We start from the raw sequence: 19,874 nt of genomic DNA on the forward strand, positions 1-19,874 counted from the left end.
TGCAACGCCTGTGGCCAGGTCAGAAGGACTGGGCCAGGCGCAGGTCGGGCTTCTCGGCCCATTGCGCCAGGGCGTCGGCCATGCGTTCGCTCTCGCCGATGGCGTGCAGCCAGTCGCGGATACGGGCGCCGTGGTCCTGGCCGTAGTGCTTGAAGTCCGTGCGGTCGGGCAGTTTGCGGTTCGGCAGGCGCGCCACGAAAGCGGGCGAGGGCGAAACCAGGATCACGTTGTCCAGCGCGCTGTCGCGCGCGCGGCGCCACGGCATGGATTTGTCCAGCCAGCCCGGCACGATATGGTCGGTGAAGTGCGGGTACAGCACCAGGCCTTCGTCGCGCTGGTAGGGCAGGTGCAGGTGGTAGTCGACCAGGCCGCCGTCCCAGTAGTCGCCGGGCGGCGCGCCAGCGATGCCGCTGACAGCTTGCAGCACCAGTGGAATGGAGCCGGAGGCCAGCAGGGCGGCGTGCAGGTTCTGTTCGGACAGGCCGACAAAGTGCGAGGTGAAGGCGTCGAAGCCGGCGCGCAGCCAGCCCGCGTCGTCGCGCGGATCGTGGAACACCACGCGCTCCATGGCGCCGGCCAGGCGCTGGCGCGAAACGGCGTTGCCGGCGGCGGCGCGCAGGAAGCCGGCCATTTCCCGCCATTTGCTGCCGCGCGTTTGCGCCAGCGGGCCGATGCCGCGTACCGTGATGACGGACAGGCGGTAGTCGGGGTTGGACAGCATTTCGCCGCCGCGCCCATCGAGCACGCTGTCGAGCAGGCCGCGGATGACGCGGCTGACGTAGGCGGCGTCCACCTTGGCCGGGTAGGTCTGGTGCGCGTAGTGGTGGGCCAGGCGCTGGTGCGCTGCCACCGGGTCGTGGAAGGCGGCGGCGGCCATGCGCCAGGCGCCGATCGAGGCGCCGACCAGGCGGCGCTGGCGCGGCGCTTGTTTCAGCCATTCGCCGAACAGCCATTGGTCGATGCCGTTCAGGATCAGGCCTTTGGGGCCGCCCGCCGCGGCGGGGATGATGGCGATGTCGGCGGCTTGCAGGCCTTCGCGCTCGATGCGCTGGCGGGCGCGCTGGCCGAGCCGGATGCTGATCGGTGAATCCACTACTTCAAACCTCCTCCAAGCGCACGGTACAAGTCGATGGCGCTGCTTGTGCGCAGCAGGCGGGCCTGGACCAGGGCCTGTTCCGCGCTGAACAATTCGCGTTGGGCGTCCAGCACGTCGAGCGAGCTGGCGACGCCGTTCTCAAAGCGTAATTGTAATAGACGCAGGCGTTCGGCCTGGGCGTCCTGCACCGCGCGCTGGGCGGCCACCTGTTCGCCCAGGTAGTTGCGGGCGGCCAGCGCGTCGGCCACTTCGCGGAAAGCTTGCTGGATGGTCTTTTCGTAGTCGGCCACGGCGATATTTTTGCGGGCGTGGCTGACGTCGAGGTTGGCCAGGTTGCGCCCGGTGTCGAAGATGGGCAGCACCAGTTGCGGGGCGAAGTTCCAGGTGTCGCTGCCGCTGTCGAACAGACCGTTGAATTCGCGGCTGGCGCTGCCGATCGAACTGGTAAGCGTGATGCGCGGGAAGAAGGCGGCGCGCGCGGCGCCGATGTTGGCGTTGGCTGCCTTCAGGCGCTGCTCGGCGGCGCGGATGTCGGGGCGGTTGGCCAGCAGGTCGGATGGCAGGCCGGCGGTCAGGTTGGCCATGGCGTCGGCTTGCGCGTCGGGCTGGGCAAGGCTGTCGCTTGCGGGGGGCAGCGCCTGGCCGGCCAGCAGGGTAAGGGCGTTGGCAGCCTGGGCGCGCTGGCGTGCCACGGCGAGGGCGGAGGCGCGGGCGGTTTCCATCTGCTGCTCATTGGAGCGCAGGTCGAGGCGGGAGGAGGCGCCGCCTTCCACGCGCTGGCGGGTCAGCTCGAAGGTGCGCTTGCGGGCTTCGTAGGTGCGTTCGGCCAGGGCTTGCTGTTCGGCCAGCGCGCGCTCGGTGTAGTAGGCCTTGGCGACTTCCGCGACCAGGCTGATTTGCGCGGCTTGCCTGGCTTCCTCGGTGGCGAGGTAGTTGGCCAGGGCGGAGTCGCTCAGGCTTTTCACGCGGCCGAAGAAGTCCAGCTCGAAGGCTGGGATGGCGAGGCCGGCGTCGAAGCGCTCGACGATTTGCGACTCGCCGCCGGCATTGGCGAAGCCGGGTGTGCGGCTGCGGGAAGCGCCGAGCGACGCGTTCAGGGTCGGCAGGCGGTCGGCGCGCTGTATGCGGTAGGCGCCGCGCGCTTCTTCAATGCGCAGGGCGGCGATGCGCAGGTCGCGGTTGTTGTCGAGCGCTGTCGCAATGATTTGCTGAAGGCGGCCGTCAGGGAAGAAGGTGCGCCAGCCGGTATCGGCTGCTGTCAGCGGCGCTTGCGCCGAGGGTGCGCGGCCGGATGGCACAGCGGTGGACGCGGCAGTGCCAGCGGCGGGCGGCGTGGTGGGGAAGGCGTCGGCCACCGGCGCGGCGGGGCGCTGGTAGGCGGGGGCCATCGAGCAGCCGGATACGAGGCCGGCCAGCAGCAGTGTGGCGGCCACTGCACGAAGCAGCGGCGGCGTGTTGAAGGCGGGGAAGGACGTCATCATTGCTTCGGCTCCGGTAAATCCATTTCATGCGCGGCCAGGCGGCGCTGGCGCTCGCTGCCTTTGAAGATGCGGCGCACCACGACGAAGAACACCGGCACCAGGAACACCGCCAGCACGGTCGCGGTGATCATGCCGCCCATTACGCCGGTGCCGATCGCGCGCTGCGAGGCTGAACCGGCGCCGGAGGCGATCACCAGCGGCAGCACGCCGAGGATGAAGGCCAGCGAGGTCATGATGATAGGGCGGAAGCGCAAATGCACCGCCTCCAGCGTGGCTTCGATCAGCCCCATTCCCTGCGCCTGCAGGTCCTTGGCGAACTCGATGATCAGGATCGCATTCTTGGCCGACAAGCCGATGATCGCAATCAGCCCCACCTTGAAGTACACATCATTCGGCAGGTCGCGCAGGTGGGCGCCCAGCAGTGCGCCCAGCACGCCCAGAGGCACCACCAGCAGCACCGCCACCGGGATCGACTCCGACTCGTACAGCGCCGCCAGCACCAGGAAGGCCGCCAGCAGGGACAGGGCGAACAGCATCGGCGCCTGGGCGCCGGACAGGCGCTCCTCGGCCGACTGGCCGGTCCATTCAATGCCGAAGCCGGGCGGCAGTTGCGCGGCCAGGCGGGTCAACTCGTCCATCGCCTCGCCGGTTGAATAGCCGGGTCCCGCGTTGGCGCTCAGGCGGTAGGCCGGATAGCCGTTGTAGCGCACCAGCTGGATCGGCCCGGTCAGCCAGCGCGTGGTGGCGAAGGATGCGAACGGCACCATGGCGCCGCTATTGCTGCGCACTTGCATGCGCAGGATGTCGTCCGGCTGCATGCGGCGCGCCTGGTCGGCCTGCACGATCACGCGCTGCTGGCGGCCGCTGTTGGCGAAGTCGTTGACGTAGGACGAACCCAGCGCCGTGCCCAGCGTGGCTGCGATGTCGCTGAAGGCCACGCCCAGGGCGTTGGCTTTTTCCCGGTCCACATCGACCTGCATTTGCGGCGCATCCTCCAGCCCTTCCGGACGCATGCCGACCAGCACCTTGCTCTTGCCCGCCATGTCCAGCAACTGGTTGCGCGCGGCCAGCAGGGCGTCGTGCCCCAGGCCGCCGCGGTCCTGCAGGCGCGCGGTGATGCCGGTGGCGTTGCCCAGCTCGCGGATCGGCGGCGGGCTTAAAGCAAAGATCTGCGCGTCCTGGATATGCGCCAGGCCGCCAAAGGAGCGGCCGGCAATCGCTTCGGCCGACTGGTCCGGCCCGCGCTCCTTCCAGTCTTTCAGCGGCACGAAGACCAGGCCCGCGTTCTGGCCGCTGCCGGAGAAGCTGAAGCCGGCCACCGCAATGGTGCGCGCCACGCCCGGCTGGCTGCGGAAGTATTTGTCGACCTCCGCCAGCACCGCCTCGGTACGGCCACGCGCAGCGCCTGGCGGCAGCTGCACGTTGGCGATGATGTAGCCCTGGTCCTCATTCGGCAGGAAGGAGGAGGGCAGGCGCACATACAGCCAGGCCACGATGCCGAGCAGCGCGGCAAACACCAGCATGAAGCGCCCGGTGCGCTTCAGGATCTTCGCCACCCAGCCCTGGTAATGCGTGGCGGTGCTGGCAAAGCCGCGATTGAACCAGCCGAACACGCCGGTCTTGGCGTGCGCGTGGCCGGCCTGCACCGGCTTGAGCATGGTGGCGCACAGCGCCGGGGTGAGCGACAGCGCCATCAGCGCGGAGAATGCCATCGCCGCCACCATGGCCAGCGAGAACTGGCGGTAGATCGCGCCGACCGCGCCGCCGAAGAAGGCCATGGGGATGAAGACGGCGATCAGCACCAGGGTAATGCCGATAATCGCACCGGTGATCTGCGACATGGCCTTGCGCGTGGCGTCGCGCGGGGACAGGCCTTCCTCGCTCATGATGCGCTCCACGTTCTCCACCACCACGATGGCGTCGTCCACCAGAATGCCGATGGCCAGCACCATGCCGAACATGGTCAGCACGTTGATGGAGAAGCCGAACAGCTGCATGGCGGCGAAGGTGCCCATCAGCGCGATCGGCACCACGATGGTCGGGATCAGGGTGTAGCGGATGTTTTGCAGGAAGACGTACATCACCAGGAAGACCAGGGCCACCGCTTCCAGCAGAGTCTTGACCACTTCCTCGATGGAGATTTTGACGAAGAGCGAGGTGTCGTAAGGCACGGTGTACTTCAGGCCCGGCGGGAAGTACTTTTGCAGTTCTTCCATCTTCTCGCGCACGATATTGGCGGTGGCCAGCGCGTTGCCGGTCAGCGACTGCTGCACGGCGATGGCGACGAAAGGCTCGCCGTTCAGGCGCGCGCTGACGCGGTAGCTGGCGCCGCCCAGCTCCAGCCGCGCCACGTCGCGCAGGCGCAGCAGCGAGCCGTCGCGGTTGGCGCGCAGGACGATCTTGCCGAATTCCTCGACCGAGGTGAGCTGGCCGGTGACCACCACCGGCGCGAACCAGGTTTGCGCGCGCTGGTTCGGCAGGTCGCCTACCGTGCCCGCCGCCACTTGCGCGTTCTGCTGGCGGATGGCGGCGGTGACGTCGCTCATATTGAGCTTGTAGCCGGTCAGCTTGTCCGGGTCGACCCAGACCCGCATCGAGCGCTCGGTGCCGAACAACTCGGCCTGGCCGACGCCGGGCAGGCGCTTGATCTCGTTGACCACGTTGCGCGCCAGGTAGTCGCCAATGGCCGTGGTGTCCATGCTGCCGTCGGTGGAGGCGGCGCCGACGAACATCAGGATATTGGAGCGCGCCTTGTTGACCTGCACGCCTTGCTGGATCACCGCTTGCGGCAGGCGCGATTCGACGCGCTTGATGCGGTTCTGCACGTCCACCGCCGCCAGGTCGGGATTGGTGCCGGGCTGGAAGGTGACGGTGATGCTGACGGAGCCGTTCGAGTCGCTTTGCGATTCAACGTATTGCAGGCCGTCGGCGCCGTTCATCTCCTGCTCGATGACCGAGGTCACGGCGTCGTCCAGCACCTGGGCCGAAGCGCCGGGGTAGGCGGCGCTGATGACAATGGAAGGCGGCGCGATGGTCGGGTATTGCGCCACCGGCAGCACGGTAATCGCCAACGCCCCGCCGAGCAGGATGAAGAGGGCGATCACCCACGCAAAGACGGGGCGGTCGATAAAGAATTTTGCCATGTGGCGGCCCCTTTATTTGGCCGCCGGGGCGGATGCGGCAGGCGCGGCGCCGGCCGGACCTTTCCACGGTACCGGGTTCACCGTGCCGCCCGGCTTGGTCTTCTGGAATCCTTCCACGATGACGCGCTCGCCGCCTTTCAGGCCCGAGCTGACCACCCACTTGCCGCCGCTCGCCGCATCGGCCTTGACCGGCACCGAGGACACCTTGTTGTCGCTGCCCACCACCAGCACCGAGGCGCCTTCCGCCCCGCGCACCACGGCCTGCTGCGGCACGGTGATGGCCGCCTCGTTCACGCCTTGCTCCAGGCGCGCCCGCACATACATGCCCGGCAGCAGGGTGCGCTCGGGGTTGGGAAATTCGGCGCGCATCGACACCGCGCCCGACGACTCGTCCACCGCCACATCGGAGAACAGCAGCTTGCCCGCGCGCGGATATTCCTGCCCGTCCTCGGTCAGCAGTGTGACGCGCGCCTGGTCCTTGCCGGCGCTTTTCAAGGTGCCCTTGGCCAGCGCCTGTTTCAGGCGCAGCAGCTCGGCGGAAGACTGGGTGATGGTGACGTAGATCGGGTCGAGCTGCTGCACGGTGGCCATGGGCGTCGCCTCGTTCTGGCCGACCAGCGCGCCCTCGGTGACCAGGGCCCGCCCGACGCGGCCCGCGATCGGCGCCGTCACGGTGGCATAGCCCAAGGTCAGTCCCGCGTTCTTGCGCGCCGCGCGCGCCGACTGCAGTTCGGCGCCGGCCTGCTTCTGCGCCGTCAGCGCATCGTCATATTCCTGCTGGCTGACCGCCTGCGCCGCCAGCAGCGGCTTGTAGCGCTTCGCCTTGAGGTCGGCCTGCGCCAGGTTCGCTTCCGCGCGCGCCACCGCCGCGTCGGCACTCTCCACACTGGCCTGGAACTGCGCCGGGTCGATGCGGAACAGCACCTCGCCCGCCTTCACCTCGCCGCCCTCCTTGAAGACCCGCTGCAGCACGATGCCGGGCGTGCGCGCCCGCACCTGGGCGATGCGCGACGCTTCAACGCGCCCGGGCAGCTCATTGGTGACGGTGACTTCGCCGGCGGTGGCGGTGATAACGGAAACGGTGGGTGGGGGCGGCGGACCGTTGCTGGCGTCCTTCTTGTTGCCGCAGGCCGCCAGGGTGAGCGACAGGGCGACTGCCGCCAGGGGCAGGAAGCGCGATACAGGTTTCATTGGGCGTCTCTTCTTGTGGAGTGGGACTGCGCCGAAAATTGTATAACACTGTCAATTGTAACGTTTTGTATAGCAAAAAGGGCGCCTGAGCGCCCTTTGACCAATTGAGCCGGCAGCGATCAGCGCAGGGCCGAGATCATCTGCTTCAGCTTGTTGGAGTCGGCCACGAAGGCGCGGATGCCTTCGGCCAGCTTTTCGGTCGCCATCGCGTCTTCGTTCAGCATGAAGCGGAAAGTTTTCTCGTCGACCGAGATCTTGACCGCAGTGCCGGAATCGGCCGGATTCAGCTTGCGCTCGACCGGGGCCTGGGTGTCGGCCAGCTTTTGCAGCAGGTCCGGCGAAATGGTCAGCAGGTCGCAGCCCGCCAGTTCCAGGATCTGGCTGGTGTTGCGGAAGGACGCGCCCATTACTTCGGTCTTGTAGCCGAACTTGCGGTAGTAGTTGTAGATGCGTTTGACCGACTGCACGCCCGGATCTTCCGCGCCCTGGTAGTCGATGCCGGTGGACTTCTTGTACCAATCGTAGATGCGGCCGACGAACGGGGAAATCAGCTGCGAACCGGCTTCCGCGCAGGCGATGGCCTGGCACAGGGAGAACAGCAGGGTCATATTGGTGCGGATGCCTTCCTTCTCCAGCTGCTCGGAGGCGCGGATGCCTTCCCAGGTGGAGGCGATCTTGATCAGCACGCGCTCGCGCGGGATGCCGGCCTTCTCGTACAGCGAAATCAGTTCGCGGCCCTTGGCCACGTTGCCGGCGATGTCGAAGGACAGGGCGGCGTCGATTTCGGTCGAGACGCGGCCTGGCACATACTTCAGGATCTCGGTGCCGAAAGCGATCAGCAGCTGGTCGATGATTTCGCCGGTGGTGGCGTTTGGATTATCGCGCACCGCCTTTTCCAGCAGCGGCTTGTACTCATCCTTTTGTACCGCTTTCAGGATCAGGGACGGGTTGGTGGTGGCGTCTTGCGGCGCGTAGGCCTTGATCGACTGGAAGTCGCCGGTGTCGGCAACAACGGTGGTGAATTTCTTGAGTTGTTCGAGCTGGTTCATGGCGGTCCGGGAAACGTTGGGGACGAAAAGAACCTATTGTACTAAATCGGCGCGCCTGTCTATGTTGCGTTTAGAATGAGTGGTATTGGTATTTTCATATCTCAAGTCTTCAGGAGGTCGCCATGGTATTGGCAATTGTGGGTGCGCTGCTGCTGGCGCTTGGCTTGTTCTCCGGCGCCGCGCTGGTGTTGTCGCAGTTGGGCATGGGCGGATTGTCCGCCAGCGCCTCGCTCTGGGTGATGTTCCCGCTGTTTAGCGTGACGGGCTACCTGATGTTCGCCACCGGCGCGCGCGTGGCCAACTTCCGCGCGCTGTCGTTCGGTGTGTCGATCGCCTTGCTGCTGCTGGCGCTGGGCTGCGCCGTGGTGCTGGTGGCCGACGCCACCGCCCTCATGGCGCTGCAGGGCGGCACCGGCGCGCTGTGGTATGTGCTGCTGATTGCCGGTGTGCTGGGCGCCACCGGGGCCGCCTCGCACGGCAAGGTGGCGGTGCAATAAGCGCATGTCGTCCATCGCAGTCATCGGCGGCGGCGTCACCGGCGTTACAACGGCTTACGCCCTGGCGCGGCGCGGCTTGCAGGTAACTCTGTTCGAGCGTCACCGCTATCCTGCGATGGAGACTTCGTTCGCCAACGGCGGCCAGTTGTCCGCTTCCAATGCCGAGGCCTGGAACAGCTGGTCCACGGTGCGCAAGGGGCTGGCGTGGATGCTGCGCAGCGATGCGCCGCTGCTGGTGAACCCCATGCCGGGCTGGCACAAGCTGTCCTGGTTTGCCGAATTTTTGGCCGCCATCCCCCGCTATGAAGCCAATACAGTTGCCTGCACCCGGTTGGCGATCGCCGCGCGCGAGCACCTGTTCGGCTGGGCGCGCGAAGAGGGCATCGCGTTCGACCAGCGGCAGCAGGGCATCCTGCACATCTGCCGCGACCAGGCGGGATTCGAGCATGCGGCGCGGGTCAGCAAGCTGCTGGCGCAGGGCGGCCTGGAACGGCGCGCCGTAACGCCGCTGGAGATGCGGGCGATCGAGCCGGCGCTGGCCGGGCGGTTCTACGGCGGCTTCTTCACCGAGAGCGACAGCACCGGCGATATCCATCGCTTCAGCGTCGGCCTGGCGCAGGCAGCCGAGCGGCGTGGCGCGCGGATGGTGTGCTGCGCCGAGGTGCAGCGCCTGCTGCCGGCCGGGGGCGCGGGCGGCGCGCGGGTGGCCTATGTGCGCGACGGTGAGGCGCAGGAGGCAGGGTTTGACGCCGTGGTGATTTGCGCCGGCACCGCCAGCCGCGCCCTGGCCGCCATGCTGGGCGACCGCGTCAACGTCTACCCGGTGAAAGGCTATTCCATCACCGTACTGCTGGACGATGCGGCCAGCCAGGCTGCCGCGCCGAACGCCAGCCTGGTGGACGATGCCGCCAAGCTGGTGACCAGCCGCCTGGGCGCCGGGCGCTTGCGCGTGGCGGGGACGGCCGAGTTCAATGGCTTCAACCGCGACATCCGCGCCGACCGCATCGCGCCGCTGGTGCAATGGGTGCAGCGCAACTTCCCCGGCGTGAGTACGCGCCAGGTGCAGCCGTGGGCGGGCTTGCGGCCCATGATGCCGGACCTGGTGCCGCGCGTGGGGCCCGGCAAGCGGCCGGGCGTGTTCTACAACACGGGGCACGGCCATCTGGGCTGGACCTTGTCGGCGGCAACGGCGGACATGGTCGCCGCGCAAGTGCAGGCCGCGCTGGAGCCGGCAGGGCTGCGCCGCCGCGTTACGCTGGCGGCCTGAAGCCGGTTAGTCGCGCGCCACGATCACGCAGTTGCGGCCTTCGCGCTTGGCGGTGTAGAGGGCGCGGTCGGCCGCTTCCAGCAGGGCTTTGGCATCGTTCAGGCGCTCCTTGTCGAAGCTGGCCACGCCGATGCTGAGGGTGACGTGCGAATGCACGGCCTTGGGCGCGTGCGCCATTTTCAGCGATTCCACATAGGCGCGGATCACTTCCGCGTGCTGGGCCGCCTGTTCCGCCGAGGTGTCCGGCAGCACGGCGGCAAACTCTTCGCCGCCGTAGCGCGCCGCCAGGTCGGCCGGGCGCTGCAGGCGAGAAGCGAAGGCTTCCGCCACCAGGGTCAGGCAGGCATCGCCCTGCTGGTGGCCGAAATGGTCGTTATAGGCCTTGAAGGAGTCGATATCCATCAGCAGCAGGGAAAGCGGCGCGCCCTGGCGGTGGGCGCGGCGCAGTTCGCGGTCGAGCGCCACGTCGAAATGACGGCGGTTGGCGATGCCGGTCAAGCCATCCACATAGGATTGCGCGCGCAAGGCTTCCGCCTGGCCGCGCAACAGGCGCTCGCGGCCCACGGTGTTGCTGACGTCCGCCACCTCGACCAGGCAAAAACGCTCCTTGCCCTCATTGAAAGGCGTCAGTGTCACCGCCTGCTCGACGCGCTCGCCGCCCCAGGTGCCCGCCGCGAACAGCGGGAAAGGCGAACGGTTTTGGTTCTGCGGCAGCACGGTCGGCAGGTTGTTGGCCAGCGCCGTATGCACCGCCTGCTCCATGCGCTGCCCGGACAGCTCAGGGAAAGCCTCCAAGAAGAGCAGGCCCTGCACGCGCGACGCCGCCATGCCGGAACGGCTGGCCAGCCACTGGTTCCAGAAAACGATACGCTGGTCCGAATCCAGCACCATCAAGCCAAGATTGGCCAGGCCGAGCACGCGGCCATACATTGTTGATTCTTGCATGCAAGGAATTATATGGAATTTAGAGCGCGACGTCGGATTTTTGCGTTGCGAAGTTGCCTTTTGGAAAAATAAAATGCGCGGATGAAGAAGCTCATTTTCCTGGCTGCGCTTGGCGCGGCCCTGTCCGCCCAGGCGGCAGCCCCCACGCCGCAGGCAGCGGTTGAACAATTCCTGAAATTCGAATTGGAAGGCGGACGCCTGCAGTCCTGGCCTTTCCAGCACTACCTGGCGGTCGCGCCGGGCTATGACGAGCCGGGCTGGGACCAGGTGCACGTGGTGGAAAGCTGGAAGGCCGGCCCGGCGCGCTGCGAGGCGGGCCGCTGCAAAGTGACGGTCAGTTTCAGCTATACGGCGACGGAAAAGCTCGGCGCGGAGCAGGTGATCCCGCATCCGGGCGGCGGCACGGAGCAAGTGGAATACGTCGCTGTCGAACGGGGCGGCCAGTGGCTGCTGGAAAGCAGCAACGGCGCGCCGCGCATCGCGCGCGCGACGATGGAAAAGATGCTGAAGGACGGCCTTTAACCGATAAAGGAGTCGAACTGCATGTCGAATTCCTGCAGCGCCTTCTGGGCGTTTTGCATCTTCCTGCGGAATTCGGGGCCGCGCTTGAGCGCCAGGCCGACTGCCAGCACGTCGATGACCACCAGGTAAGCCAGGCGGGCCGAGATCGGCGTGTAGGGGTCGGTGTTGAAAATCAGGTCGATCGGGATCAGCACGGTGGCCGCCTCGGCCAGCGGGGTGCCGGAAGGGGCGAGCACGATCACGTCGGCGCCGCCTTCCTTGGCCAGCTTGGCGGAGCGCACCAGGGCGGGGCTGTTGCCGCGCTGGGAAATCGCCACCACAGCGTCGCCTTCATGCAGCAGGGCGGCGGAAATGCTGTGGATGGCGGGATCGGCATACGCGACCGTCGGAACGCCGGAGCGGAAGAATTTGTGCTGGGCGTCGGCGGCGACGATGCCGGAGGTGCCGTGGCCGTAGAACTCGATCTTGCGCGCGCGCGACAAGATATCGAGCGCCTTTTGCACCGGCTCGGCGTTCAGGTTGTTGCGCAGGTCGAGCAGGGTGTTGATGGAGCGGCTGCAGATCTTGTTCACCAGGTCGGCCGCCAGGTCGTCCTGCGCCGGCTGGTCGTTCAGGCCGGGCAGGGCCAGTGCCAGGCCCTGCGCGAGCTTCAGTTTGAATTCGTGCCAGCCGTCGTAGCCGAGCGTGCGGCAGAAGCGCACCACGGTCGGTTCGGACACCTGTGCGCTTTTGGCCAGTGCGGTGATGTTGGCGCCCACGGTGCGGGCCGGATTTTCAAGCACCGCCAGCGCGACCTTGCGCTCCGATTTGGAGAGCGAGTCGAGCTGGGTGCGGATGGAGTCGAGCAGCATTAGTCTTCTGGTAAGGCTTCTTCGCGCCATTGTAGGCCATCGCGGCCGATCAGGGCACTGGCGGCGGCCGGACCCCAGGTGCCGGAAGCGTACGGCAGCGGCGCCGTATCGTCCTGTTCCCAGTTGGTCAGGATCGGCTCCACCCATTCCCACGCCGCTTCCAGCTCGTCGCCGCGCATGAACAGGGTCAGTTGGCCGCGCAGCACGTCGAGCAGCAGGCGCTCGTAGGCGTCCATGCGCGGCGCCTTGAAGGTTTCGCGGAAGTCCAGTTCCAGCTCGGCCGGTTTCAGGCGCATGCCTTCGCCCGGGGTCTTGGCCATCAGGTTCATGCGCAGGCCTTCGTCCGGCTGCAGGCGGATCACCAGGGAGTTCGGCTGGAAGCTGGACGTCGGCTGGTTGAAGATCGAGTGCGGAATCTGCTTGAAGCGCACCACGATTTCCGCCAGGCCGTCGGCCATGCGCTTGCCGGTGCGCAGGTAGAACGGCACGCCGGCCCAGCGCCAGGTGTCGATTTCCGCCTTCATCGCAACAAAGGTCTCGGTGCGCGAGTTCTGCGGCGCTTCCGGCTCGTCGCGGTAGCTCGGCACGGCCTTGCCGTCCACGTGGCCGGCGCGGTACTGGCCGCGCACGATGTTTTGCGCCAGCGTGGTCGGGGTGAAGCGCTTCAGCGAACGCAGCACCTGCAGTTTGGAGTCGCGCACTGCGTCCGGCGAGGTCGAAGTCGGCGGCTCCATGGCGACGATACACAGCAGCTGCAGCAGGTGGTTCTGCAGCATATCGCGCAGCGCGCCGGAAGTGTCGTAGTAGCCGATGCGGTTGCCCACGCCGAGCTTTTCGGCGATGGTGATCTGCACGTCGGAGATCCATTCGCGGCGCCACAGCGGTTCGAACAGGATATTGCCGAAGCGCAGGGCCAGCAGGTTCTGCACGGTCTCCTTGCCCAGGTAGTGGTCGATACGGTAGATCTGGTGTTCTTCGAAGACCTTGCCTACTTCCTTGTTGATTTGCTTGGCCGAAGCCAGGTCGCGGCCGAGCGGCTTTTCCAGCACCACGCGCGAGTTGGCCGTGGCCAGGCCCTTGTCTTTCAGGTTGTCGCAGATGCGCGAGAACAGGGCCGGCGGGGTGGCCAGGTAGTAGACGCGGGTCACGCCTGCATCATTGCGCAGCGCATCGACCAGACCGTGGTAGGTCGCAACGTCGGTGGCGTCCAGCGCGACGTAGGTGATGCGGGCGATGAAGCGGTTCCAGTTGTCGTCGGTAGCCTTGGCGGACTTGATGTGCGGGCGCGCCGTGCTCGTCACCATATTGATGAACTCTTCCTGGGTGCTTTCCTGGCGGCCGACGCAGACGATGCGCGCGGTCGGCGGCAGGTCGCCGCACACGTCGCGGCTGAACATCGCGGGCAGCAATTTGCGCATTGCGAGGTCGCCGCTGCCGCCAAACAAAACCAGGTCGAAATCTGAAAGAGCCATGTTGAGATTCATCGATAAAAGTGCATGGGAGGGCTGCGCCGGACGGCGCGCTGTTTGAATGTAAATTTACTACGAAAGCGCCGCGTTTGGCAAGAAAATTTACTACAAAAATCGGCCCTGGGGGCGGCCGTGACTGCCGGTATTAGTTCCATGCGGCAAAAAGGTTATAATGGTTGCGCTGCCGCCTGACCCTGCACCAGTCAACTTCTCCGGCGCGTCCTTCCGGCCCTATCCCTGCCGCCTGATTCCTCTGTTCTTCTCACGTCGCCTGCGGGCGCGGAGTTTAATCATGTCTGAAAATCGAGATCCCTTGCAAGTGGTGGCTGTGCAGGCCGACAAACTCATGCTGTTGGTCCTGTGGGCGCTTCAATTGTTCTCGCTGGCGCTGGCCAGCCTGAATCAAACCTGGGGGCTGGCCTTGCTGGTCGGCCTGGCCGCCGCCGGCGTGCCGACTTTACTGTACTGGATGATGCCGGGCGCCTTGCTGACCCGCTGTGCCGCCGCTGCCAGCCTGATGGTGTTTGCCGCGCTGAATATCCATCAAGGGAATGGGCAGACCGAGCTGCACTTCGGCATTTTCGTCTACCTGGCATTCCTGCTGGCGTACCGCGACTGGCGGCCCATCGTCGTGGCGGCTGGCGTCGCGGCACTGCACCACCTGGGCTTCTATTACCTGCAGATCTGGAACTATGGCGTGATGTGCTTCTCGCGCCCGGTCCTCTCGACCGTGTTTGTGCATGCGGCCTACGTGGTGGTGGAGTCGGCGGTGCTGATCTATATGGCGACCATCCTGCGCCGTGCTGCGGTGCAGGCGAGCGAGCTGGAAGGCCTGGTGTCGTCCATGGCTTCGACCGAGGGTTTCATCGACCTGACGCCGCAGGAACGCGCGCTCGTCAGCCGCCTGGGACGTTCGCTGGCGGCCACGCTGCAAGCGGTGCGCGAGACGGTGGCCGGGGTGCGCGATGGCGCGCATACGATTGCCGGCGCGTGCAGCGAAATCGCGGTTGGCAATGCGGAGCTGTCGCGCCGCACGGAGCGCCAAGCTGGCAGCATCGAGCTGACGGCGGCGTCCATGGCGCGCCTGGCCGACACGGTGCGGCAAAATAATGAGAGCGCGCGCCAAGCCAATGCGCTGGCGCAGGATGCTTCCCAAATCGCGCTCAAGGGCGGTGCGGCCGTGCGTGAGGTGGTCGATACCATGAGTGCCATTAACGCTTCCTCGCGCAAGATTGTCGACATCATCAGCGTGATCGACGGCATTGCGTTCCAGACCAATATCCTGGCCTTGAATGCGGCAGTGGAGGCGGCGCGCGCCGGTGAACAGGGGCGCGGCTTTGCCGTGGTGGCGTCCGAAGTGCGCAACCTGGCGCACCGTGCGGCGTCGGCGGCGAAGGAAATCAAGGAATTGATCGGCGATACCGTGCAGACGGTGGAGGGCGGCAGCCAGCTGGTGGAGCAGGCCGGATCCACCATGCTGGAAGTGGTGGACAGCGTGCAGCGCGTCACCGCCATCATGGGCGATATGAGCAACGCCAGCCAGGACCAGAACGAGGGCATTGAGCGCATCAACCAGGCCATCGTGGAATTCGACCAGACGACCCAGCAGAACGCAGCCCTGGTGCAGGAAGATGCTGCGGCGTCCGACGCGCTGGCGCGGGAAGCGCAGCACCTGACCATGCTGGTGGCTGCGTTCCGCCTGGAGGCGGGTTCCCGGCCTTAGGGCTGGTAAGCCGGCTCGATGCGGCCCGCGACGGGCAGGCGCACGGACAGTACTTTGCCGCTCAGCGGCATGGCCGCCAGTTCCTCTGGCGGGCGCTTGCCGGCGGTGGTGATGTATAGCGTGCGCAGGTCGGCGCCGCCGAAGGCCACCATGGTCGGGCAGCGCACCGGCAGGCGGATCTCGTCCAACTGGTCGCCCTGCGGCGAGAGCTTGAGGATGCGGCCGCCTTCGAACATGGCGACCCAGTAGTTGCCCTCGCTGTCGACCGCCGCGCCATCCGGGCGGCCGCCGTAGTCGGCTGCCGATTTGTCGGTGCTGAAGCGGCGCACGTCGCGTTCATCGCTGACGGTGCCGGACAGCAGGTCGAACGCGAAGCGCGTCACGCGGTGGCTCGCGGTCTCGGCGTGGAACATGGTCTTGCCATCCGGGCTGAAGCCCAGGCCATTCGAATTGGTCATGCCGCCCGACCAGACTTTGCGTACCTGGCCGCGCTCCAGCACGAACATTTCCGCCGCCGGTTTGTCGCGCGGTTCGTAAATGGTGCCGCACCAGAAGCGGCCGGCCGCGTCGCACTTACCATCGTTGAAGCGGGTGGTGGACTGGTCGAACGGCGCTTCCGCCACCAGTTTCAGTTCGCCGGTGTCCGGATTGAAGTGGGAGAATCCGCGGCGCTGGGCCACCATCAGGCCGCCCTGGGCGGCGCGCGCCAGCGACGATGCTTCGCTGTCCACCTTCCACTGTTCGTGCTGGCCGCTGGCGGTGCACAGGCGGTGGATGGCGAAGCCTTCGATGTCGACCCAGTACAGGGCTTTTTCGTCCGGCGCCCACAGCGGGCTTTCGCCCACGGTCATGGTCGCATCGCAGGCGACCTTGATGTCGTAATTGCTCATTCGATCTGCGCCGCTTTCGCCATGACGATCAGGCCATTGGTCGAGCTGTCGTGCGATTCAGGATCGACTTTGCCAACCAGTTCGGACTGGATTTTCTTGGCCAGCACCTTGCCCAGTTCCACGCCCCATTGGTCGAAGCTGGCGATATTCCAGATCACGCCTTGCACGAAGGTCTTATGCTCGTACAACGCGATCAGGGCGCCCAGGGTGGCCGGCGTCAGCTGGTCCATCAGGATCATATTGGACGGGCGGTTGCCGGGGAAGGTCTTGTGCGGCACCATTTCTTCGATTTCCGCTGCCGACAGGCCGGCGCCTTTCAGTTCGGCGCGCACTTCCTCTTCGGTCTTGCCCTTCATGAAGGCTTCCGACTGGGCGAAGCAGTTCGCCAGCAGGGCGTCGTGGTGGCCCGGCAGGTCGTGCGTGGCGCGCAGCGCGGCGATAAAGTCGATCGGGGTCGGGTCGGTGCCCTGGTGCAGCAGCTGGAAGTAGGCATGCTGCGCATTGGTGCCGCACTCGCCCCAGACCACCGGGCAGGTGGCGGTATCGACCGGCTGGCCGGTCTTGGTCACGCGCTTGCCGTTACTTTCCATATCGAGCTGCTGCAGGTAGGCCGGGAAGCGGCTCAGGTCCTGGTGATAAGGCGCGATGGAGAGTGAGCTGGCGCCCAGGAATTCGCGGTTCCAGAAGCCGACCAGTGCCAGCAGCACCGGCATATTCGCTTCCAGCGGCGCTTCACGGAAGTGTTCATCCATGGCATGCGCGCCTTCCAGCATGGCCTGGAAGTAGCCGAAGCCGACTGCCAGCGCGACCGACAGGCCGATCGCCGACCACACGGAGTAGCGGCCGCCAACCCAGTCCCAGAACGGGAACATGTTTTCCGGATCGATGCCGAACGAACGCACCGCGTCGGTATTGGTGGACACGGCGACGAAGTGGCGCGGCAGGTCGGCTTCGCGCGCGCGGCCCAGGAACCAGCTGCGCGCGGTCTGCGCGTTGAGCATGGTTTCGGCCGTGGTGAAGGTCTTGGAGGCGACGATGAACAGGGTGGTCTCGGGATTGACCTGGCCCAGCACCGCGTCCATATCATGGCCGTCCACATTGGAGACGAAGTGCATTTTCAGGCGCGGGTGGCAGAAGGAGCGCAGGGCCAGCACGGCCATCTTCGGGCCCAGGTCGGAGCCGCCAATGCCGATATTCACCACATCGGTGATCGGCTTGCCGGTGTGGCCCAGCCAGCCGCCGTTGCGCACCTTGTCGGTGAAGACCTTGATACGGTCCAGCACCGCGTGCACGTCGGCGTTCACGTCCTGTCCATCCACCTTCAGTTCCTTGCCGCGCGGCATACGCAGGGCGGTGTGCAGTACGCTGCGGCGTTCGGTTACATTGATTTTCTCGCCGGCGAACATGGCGTCGCGCTGCTCTGCCACGCCGCGCGTGCGCGCCAGGTGTACCAGCAGTTGCATGGTTTCCGCGTCGGCGCGGTTCTTGGAATAGTCCAGGAACAGGCCTGCCGCATCGACCGTCATGCGCGGGAAGCGGCCGGCGTCCTTCTGGAACAGCTGGCGCATTTGCCAGTCGCGGGCGTCGTGGGCGTGGGTGGCAAGGGCTTGGTAGGCGGCGGTGGAGGTTAGGGCGGGCAGGCGCATAATGTCCAGTCAAGTTAAATCGTAATGCTTAACTATACAATAAAATCAGGTAAATTCACTACAAAACTTCTGCTGCATGGACCCGTTGCGGGGTGTTTGGGGGCGACTCGGCGCCTTGAAAGCGCTCGCACATGGACATTTTGTAGTAAAATTTCTGAAATTCATTGAAAAGGAACGATCATGCCGTTGCATCCAGTCCTGGAAAAAGTCACCGCGCGCGTCACCCAGCGCAGCCGCGTCTCCCGTGGCGCCTACCTGGCGCACCTCGAGGCGGCCCGCGTCAAAGGCCGCACCCAGCGCGGCACGCTGTCCTGTACCAACCTGGCGCACGGCTTTGCAGCGTTCCCGGCCAACGATAAGCTGATCCTGAAAGAAGTGAAGCAGCCTTCGGTCGCCATCATCTCGGCCTACAACGACATGCTGTCGGCGCACCAGCCTTTCGAGACTTTCCCGGCCATCATCAAGGAGGCCGTGCGCAAAGTGGGCGCGGTGGCGCAGTACGCGGGCGGCACGCCAGCCATGTGCGACGGCGTGACCCAGGGCCAGCCGGGCATGGAGCTGTCGCTGTTTTCGCGCGATGCGATTGCCATGTCGACCGCGATCGGCCTGTCGCACAATATGTTCGATTCCGTGCTGTACCTGGGCGTGTGCGACAAGATCGTACCCGGCCTGCTGATCGGCGCGCTGCACTTCGGCCACCTGCCGGCGGTGTTCGTGCCGGCCGGGCCAATGACGTCCGGCCTGTCGAATAAGGACAAGGCGGCCATCCGCCAGCGCTACGCGCAAGGCAAGGCCACCCGCGAAGAGCTGCTGGAAGGCGAATCGCAGTCCTATCACGGCGCCGGCACCTGCACCTTCTACGGCACCGCCAATTCCAACCAGCTGCTGATGGAAGTCATGGGCCTGCACCTGCCGGGCGCCGCCTTCATCAACCCGGGCACGCCGCTGCGCGACGCGCTGACTGCGGCTGCTGCGCAGCGCGCGGCGCAGATCACCGAATTGGGTGGCGAGTACATCCCGGTCGGCCATATCGTCGACGAGAAGTCCATCATCAACGCCCTGGTGGGCCTGCTGACCACCGGCGGCTCCACCAACCACACCCTGCACCTGGTGGCGATCGCCAAGGCGGCCGGCATCGTGATCGACTGGGACGATTTCAACGAGCTGTCGGCCGTGGTGCCGCTGCTGTGCCGCATCTACCCGAACGGGGACGCGGACGTGAACCACTTCCATGCGGCGGGCGGCACCGGCTTTGTGATCCGCGAGCTGCTGGACGCGGGCTTGCTGCACGACGACGTGAACACCATCCTGGGCAAGGGCCTGCGTCAGCACTGCGCCGAGCCGTTCCTGAACGACGACGCCAGCGGCGTGGTGTTCAGGGAAGCGCCGCGCAAGAGCGCCGACGAGAAGGTGCTGCGCGGCGTCGCCGAGCCGTTCTCGAAAGATGGCGGCATGGTGCTGGTGCAGGGCAACCTGGGGCGCGCAATCATGAAGGTCTCCGCCGTCAAGGAAGAGCACCGCAGCGTGGAAGCGCCGGCCCTGGTCTTCGATTCGCAGGAAGCCTTCATGGCAGCCTACAAGACCGGCAAGCTGGATCGCGACTTTGTCGCCGTGATCCGCTTCCAGGGCCCGAAAGCCAACGGCATGCCGGAGCTGCACGCGCTGACCCCGGCCCTGGCCAACCTGCAGGACGCCGGCCGCAAAGTGGCGCTGGTGACCGACGGCCGCATGTCCGGCGCCTCGGGCAAGGTGCCGGCGGCGATCCACGTCTCGCCGGAAATCCTGGCCGGCGGTCCGCTGGGCCTGGTGCGCGACGGCGACATCATTCGCCTGGACGCTGCCAGCGGCACGCTGGAAGCGCTGGTCTCGTCCGACGTATGGCATAGCCGCTCGATGGCGCAGGCCGACCTGTCGCCGAACCAGATCGGCATGGGCCGTGAACTGTTCTCCAGCTTCCGCAGCAGCGTGTGCGCGGCGGAGCAGGGCGCCACCATGTTCCCGCTGCCATCGCCGATCCAGACCACCGTGCCGCTGCACGGCGTAGACAATGTGGGCAACACCGTGCCCGGTTCCGACGAAGATTTCCTCGCTAAGAAAGCCTGAA

The 19,874-nt window shown here is 66.2% G+C and carries 15 protein-coding genes; 5 read left to right on the top strand and 10 right to left on the bottom strand.

Features of this window, described 5'->3' with window-relative positions:
• Positions 1-19: 19 nt before the first annotated feature.
• From GTP41_RS07355 to tal, 5 genes are all read right to left on the bottom strand, one after another.
• Positions 20-1,093, bottom strand: coding sequence for a patatin-like phospholipase family protein (locus GTP41_RS07355; RefSeq protein ID WP_161024911.1), 1,074 nt, complete (start codon positions 1,091-1,093; stop codon positions 20-22).
• Positions 1,093-2,574 carry an efflux transporter outer membrane subunit gene (locus GTP41_RS07360; RefSeq protein WP_371867300.1) on the bottom strand — a complete coding sequence of 494 codons (1,482 nt, stop codon included), beginning with the start codon at positions 2,572-2,574 and terminating at the stop codon, positions 1,093-1,095. Before GTP41_RS07360 ends, GTP41_RS07355 begins: the two co-directional genes overlap by 1 nt.
• Positions 2,574-5,720 carry an efflux RND transporter permease subunit gene (locus GTP41_RS07365; RefSeq protein ID WP_161024913.1) on the bottom strand — a complete coding sequence of 1,049 codons (3,147 nt, stop codon included), beginning with the start codon at positions 5,718-5,720 and terminating at the stop codon, positions 2,574-2,576. Before GTP41_RS07365 ends, GTP41_RS07360 begins: the two co-directional genes overlap by 1 nt.
• 12 nt (positions 5,721-5,732) lie before the next feature.
• Complete coding sequence (locus GTP41_RS07370) at positions 5,733-6,911, bottom strand: efflux RND transporter periplasmic adaptor subunit (protein ID WP_161024914.1); 1,179 nt, start codon at positions 6,909-6,911, stop codon at positions 5,733-5,735.
• A 119-nt stretch (positions 6,912-7,030) separates the two neighbouring features.
• Positions 7,031-7,960, bottom strand: a complete 930-nt coding sequence (tal, locus tag GTP41_RS07375; protein ID WP_161024915.1) for a transaldolase — start codon at positions 7,958-7,960, stop codon at positions 7,031-7,033.
• Between the two features lie 122 nt (positions 7,961-8,082).
• Here tal and GTP41_RS07380 point away from each other — a divergent pair, with 122 nt between their 5' ends.
• Complete coding sequence (locus GTP41_RS07380) at positions 8,083-8,457, top strand: hypothetical protein (RefSeq protein WP_161024916.1); 375 nt, start codon at positions 8,083-8,085, stop codon at positions 8,455-8,457.
• Positions 8,458-8,461: 4 nt separating this feature from the next.
• On the top strand, positions 8,462-9,724 hold the full coding sequence (locus tag GTP41_RS07385; RefSeq protein WP_161024917.1) for a D-amino acid dehydrogenase: 1,263 nt from the start codon (positions 8,462-8,464) through the stop codon (positions 9,722-9,724).
• A 6-nt stretch (positions 9,725-9,730) separates the two neighbouring features.
• On the opposite strand, the gene GTP41_RS07390 is transcribed toward GTP41_RS07385, so the two are convergent.
• Positions 9,731-10,669 (bottom strand): GGDEF domain-containing protein, encoded by a 939-nt coding sequence (locus GTP41_RS07390; RefSeq protein ID WP_229502775.1) that lies wholly within the window; start codon positions 10,667-10,669, stop codon positions 9,731-9,733.
• 81 nt (positions 10,670-10,750) lie between these two features.
• On the opposite strand from GTP41_RS07390, the gene GTP41_RS07395 reads away from it, so the two are divergent.
• Positions 10,751-11,191, top strand: coding sequence for a hypothetical protein (locus tag GTP41_RS07395; RefSeq protein ID WP_161024918.1), 441 nt, complete (start codon positions 10,751-10,753; stop codon positions 11,189-11,191).
• Here the strand turns inward: GTP41_RS07395 and GTP41_RS07400 are convergent.
• Positions 11,188-12,042 (bottom strand): SIS domain-containing protein, encoded by an 855-nt coding sequence (locus tag GTP41_RS07400; RefSeq protein ID WP_161024919.1) that lies wholly within the window; start codon positions 12,040-12,042, stop codon positions 11,188-11,190. The genes GTP41_RS07395 and GTP41_RS07400 overlap by 4 nt on opposite strands.
• Complete coding sequence (gene zwf, locus GTP41_RS07405; RefSeq protein WP_161024920.1) at positions 12,042-13,514, bottom strand: glucose-6-phosphate dehydrogenase; 1,473 nt, start codon at positions 13,512-13,514, stop codon at positions 12,042-12,044. The genes GTP41_RS07400 and zwf overlap by 1 nt, the downstream gene beginning before the upstream one ends.
• Before the next feature lie 289 nt (positions 13,515-13,803).
• Between zwf and GTP41_RS27785 the strand changes: the two genes are divergently transcribed.
• Positions 13,804-15,234 carry a methyl-accepting chemotaxis protein gene (locus tag GTP41_RS27785; protein ID WP_161024921.1) on the top strand — a complete coding sequence of 477 codons (1,431 nt, stop codon included), beginning with the start codon at positions 13,804-13,806 and terminating at the stop codon, positions 15,232-15,234.
• On the opposite strand, the gene GTP41_RS07415 is transcribed toward GTP41_RS27785, so the two are convergent.
• Both GTP41_RS07415 and pgi read right to left on the bottom strand, forming a co-directional pair.
• Positions 15,231-16,124, bottom strand: coding sequence for an SMP-30/gluconolactonase/LRE family protein (locus GTP41_RS07415; protein ID WP_161024922.1), 894 nt, complete (start codon positions 16,122-16,124; stop codon positions 15,231-15,233). The two genes, GTP41_RS27785 and GTP41_RS07415, sit on opposite strands and share 4 nt — an antisense overlap.
• Entirely contained in the window at positions 16,121-17,770 is a 1,650-nt protein-coding gene (gene pgi / locus GTP41_RS07420) for a glucose-6-phosphate isomerase (protein ID WP_161024923.1), read from the bottom strand. The genes GTP41_RS07415 and pgi overlap by 4 nt, the downstream gene beginning before the upstream one ends.
• A 180-nt stretch (positions 17,771-17,950) precedes the next feature.
• Here pgi and edd point away from each other — a divergent pair, with 180 nt between their 5' ends.
• Positions 17,951-19,873, top strand: a complete 1,923-nt coding sequence (edd, locus tag GTP41_RS07425; protein WP_161024924.1) for a phosphogluconate dehydratase — start codon at positions 17,951-17,953, stop codon at positions 19,871-19,873.
• Position 19,874 lies beyond the last annotated feature (1 nt).

This window comes from Pseudoduganella guangdongensis (assembly GCF_009857475.1).
Classification (GTDB): domain Bacteria; phylum Pseudomonadota; class Gammaproteobacteria; order Burkholderiales; family Burkholderiaceae_D; genus Rugamonas; species Rugamonas guangdongensis.

Coding starts and splice junctions, on each gene's coding strand:
- GTP41_RS07360 (WP_371867300.1), bottom strand. CDS start 2,574: ATGACGTCCTTCCCCGCCTTCAACACGCCGCCGCTGCTTCGTGCAGTG.
- GTP41_RS07365 (WP_161024913.1), bottom strand. CDS start 5,720: ATGGCAAAATTCTTTATCGACCGCCCCGTCTTTGCGTGGGTGATCGCC.
- GTP41_RS07370 (WP_161024914.1), bottom strand. CDS start 6,911: ATGAAACCTGTATCGCGCTTCCTGCCCCTGGCGGCAGTCGCCCTGTCG.
- tal (WP_161024915.1), bottom strand. CDS start 7,960: ATGAACCAGCTCGAACAACTCAAGAAATTCACCACCGTTGTTGCCGAC.
- GTP41_RS07380 (WP_161024916.1), top strand. CDS start 8,083: ATGGTATTGGCAATTGTGGGTGCGCTGCTGCTGGCGCTTGGCTTGTTC.
- GTP41_RS07385 (WP_161024917.1), top strand. CDS start 8,462: ATGTCGTCCATCGCAGTCATCGGCGGCGGCGTCACCGGCGTTACAACG.
- GTP41_RS07390 (WP_229502775.1), bottom strand. CDS start 10,669: ATGCAAGAATCAACAATGTATGGCCGCGTGCTCGGCCTGGCCAATCTT.
- GTP41_RS07395 (WP_161024918.1), top strand. CDS start 10,751: ATGAAGAAGCTCATTTTCCTGGCTGCGCTTGGCGCGGCCCTGTCCGCC.
- GTP41_RS07400 (WP_161024919.1), bottom strand. CDS start 12,042: ATGCTGCTCGACTCCATCCGCACCCAGCTCGACTCGCTCTCCAAATCG.
- zwf (WP_161024920.1), bottom strand. CDS start 13,514: ATGGCTCTTTCAGATTTCGACCTGGTTTTGTTTGGCGGCAGCGGCGAC.
- GTP41_RS27785 (WP_161024921.1), top strand. CDS start 13,804: ATGTCTGAAAATCGAGATCCCTTGCAAGTGGTGGCTGTGCAGGCCGAC.
- GTP41_RS07415 (WP_161024922.1), bottom strand. CDS start 16,124: ATGAGCAATTACGACATCAAGGTCGCCTGCGATGCGACCATGACCGTG.
- pgi (WP_161024923.1), bottom strand. CDS start 17,770: ATGCGCCTGCCCGCCCTAACCTCCACCGCCGCCTACCAAGCCCTTGCC.
- edd (WP_161024924.1), top strand. CDS start 17,951: ATGCCGTTGCATCCAGTCCTGGAAAAAGTCACCGCGCGCGTCACCCAG.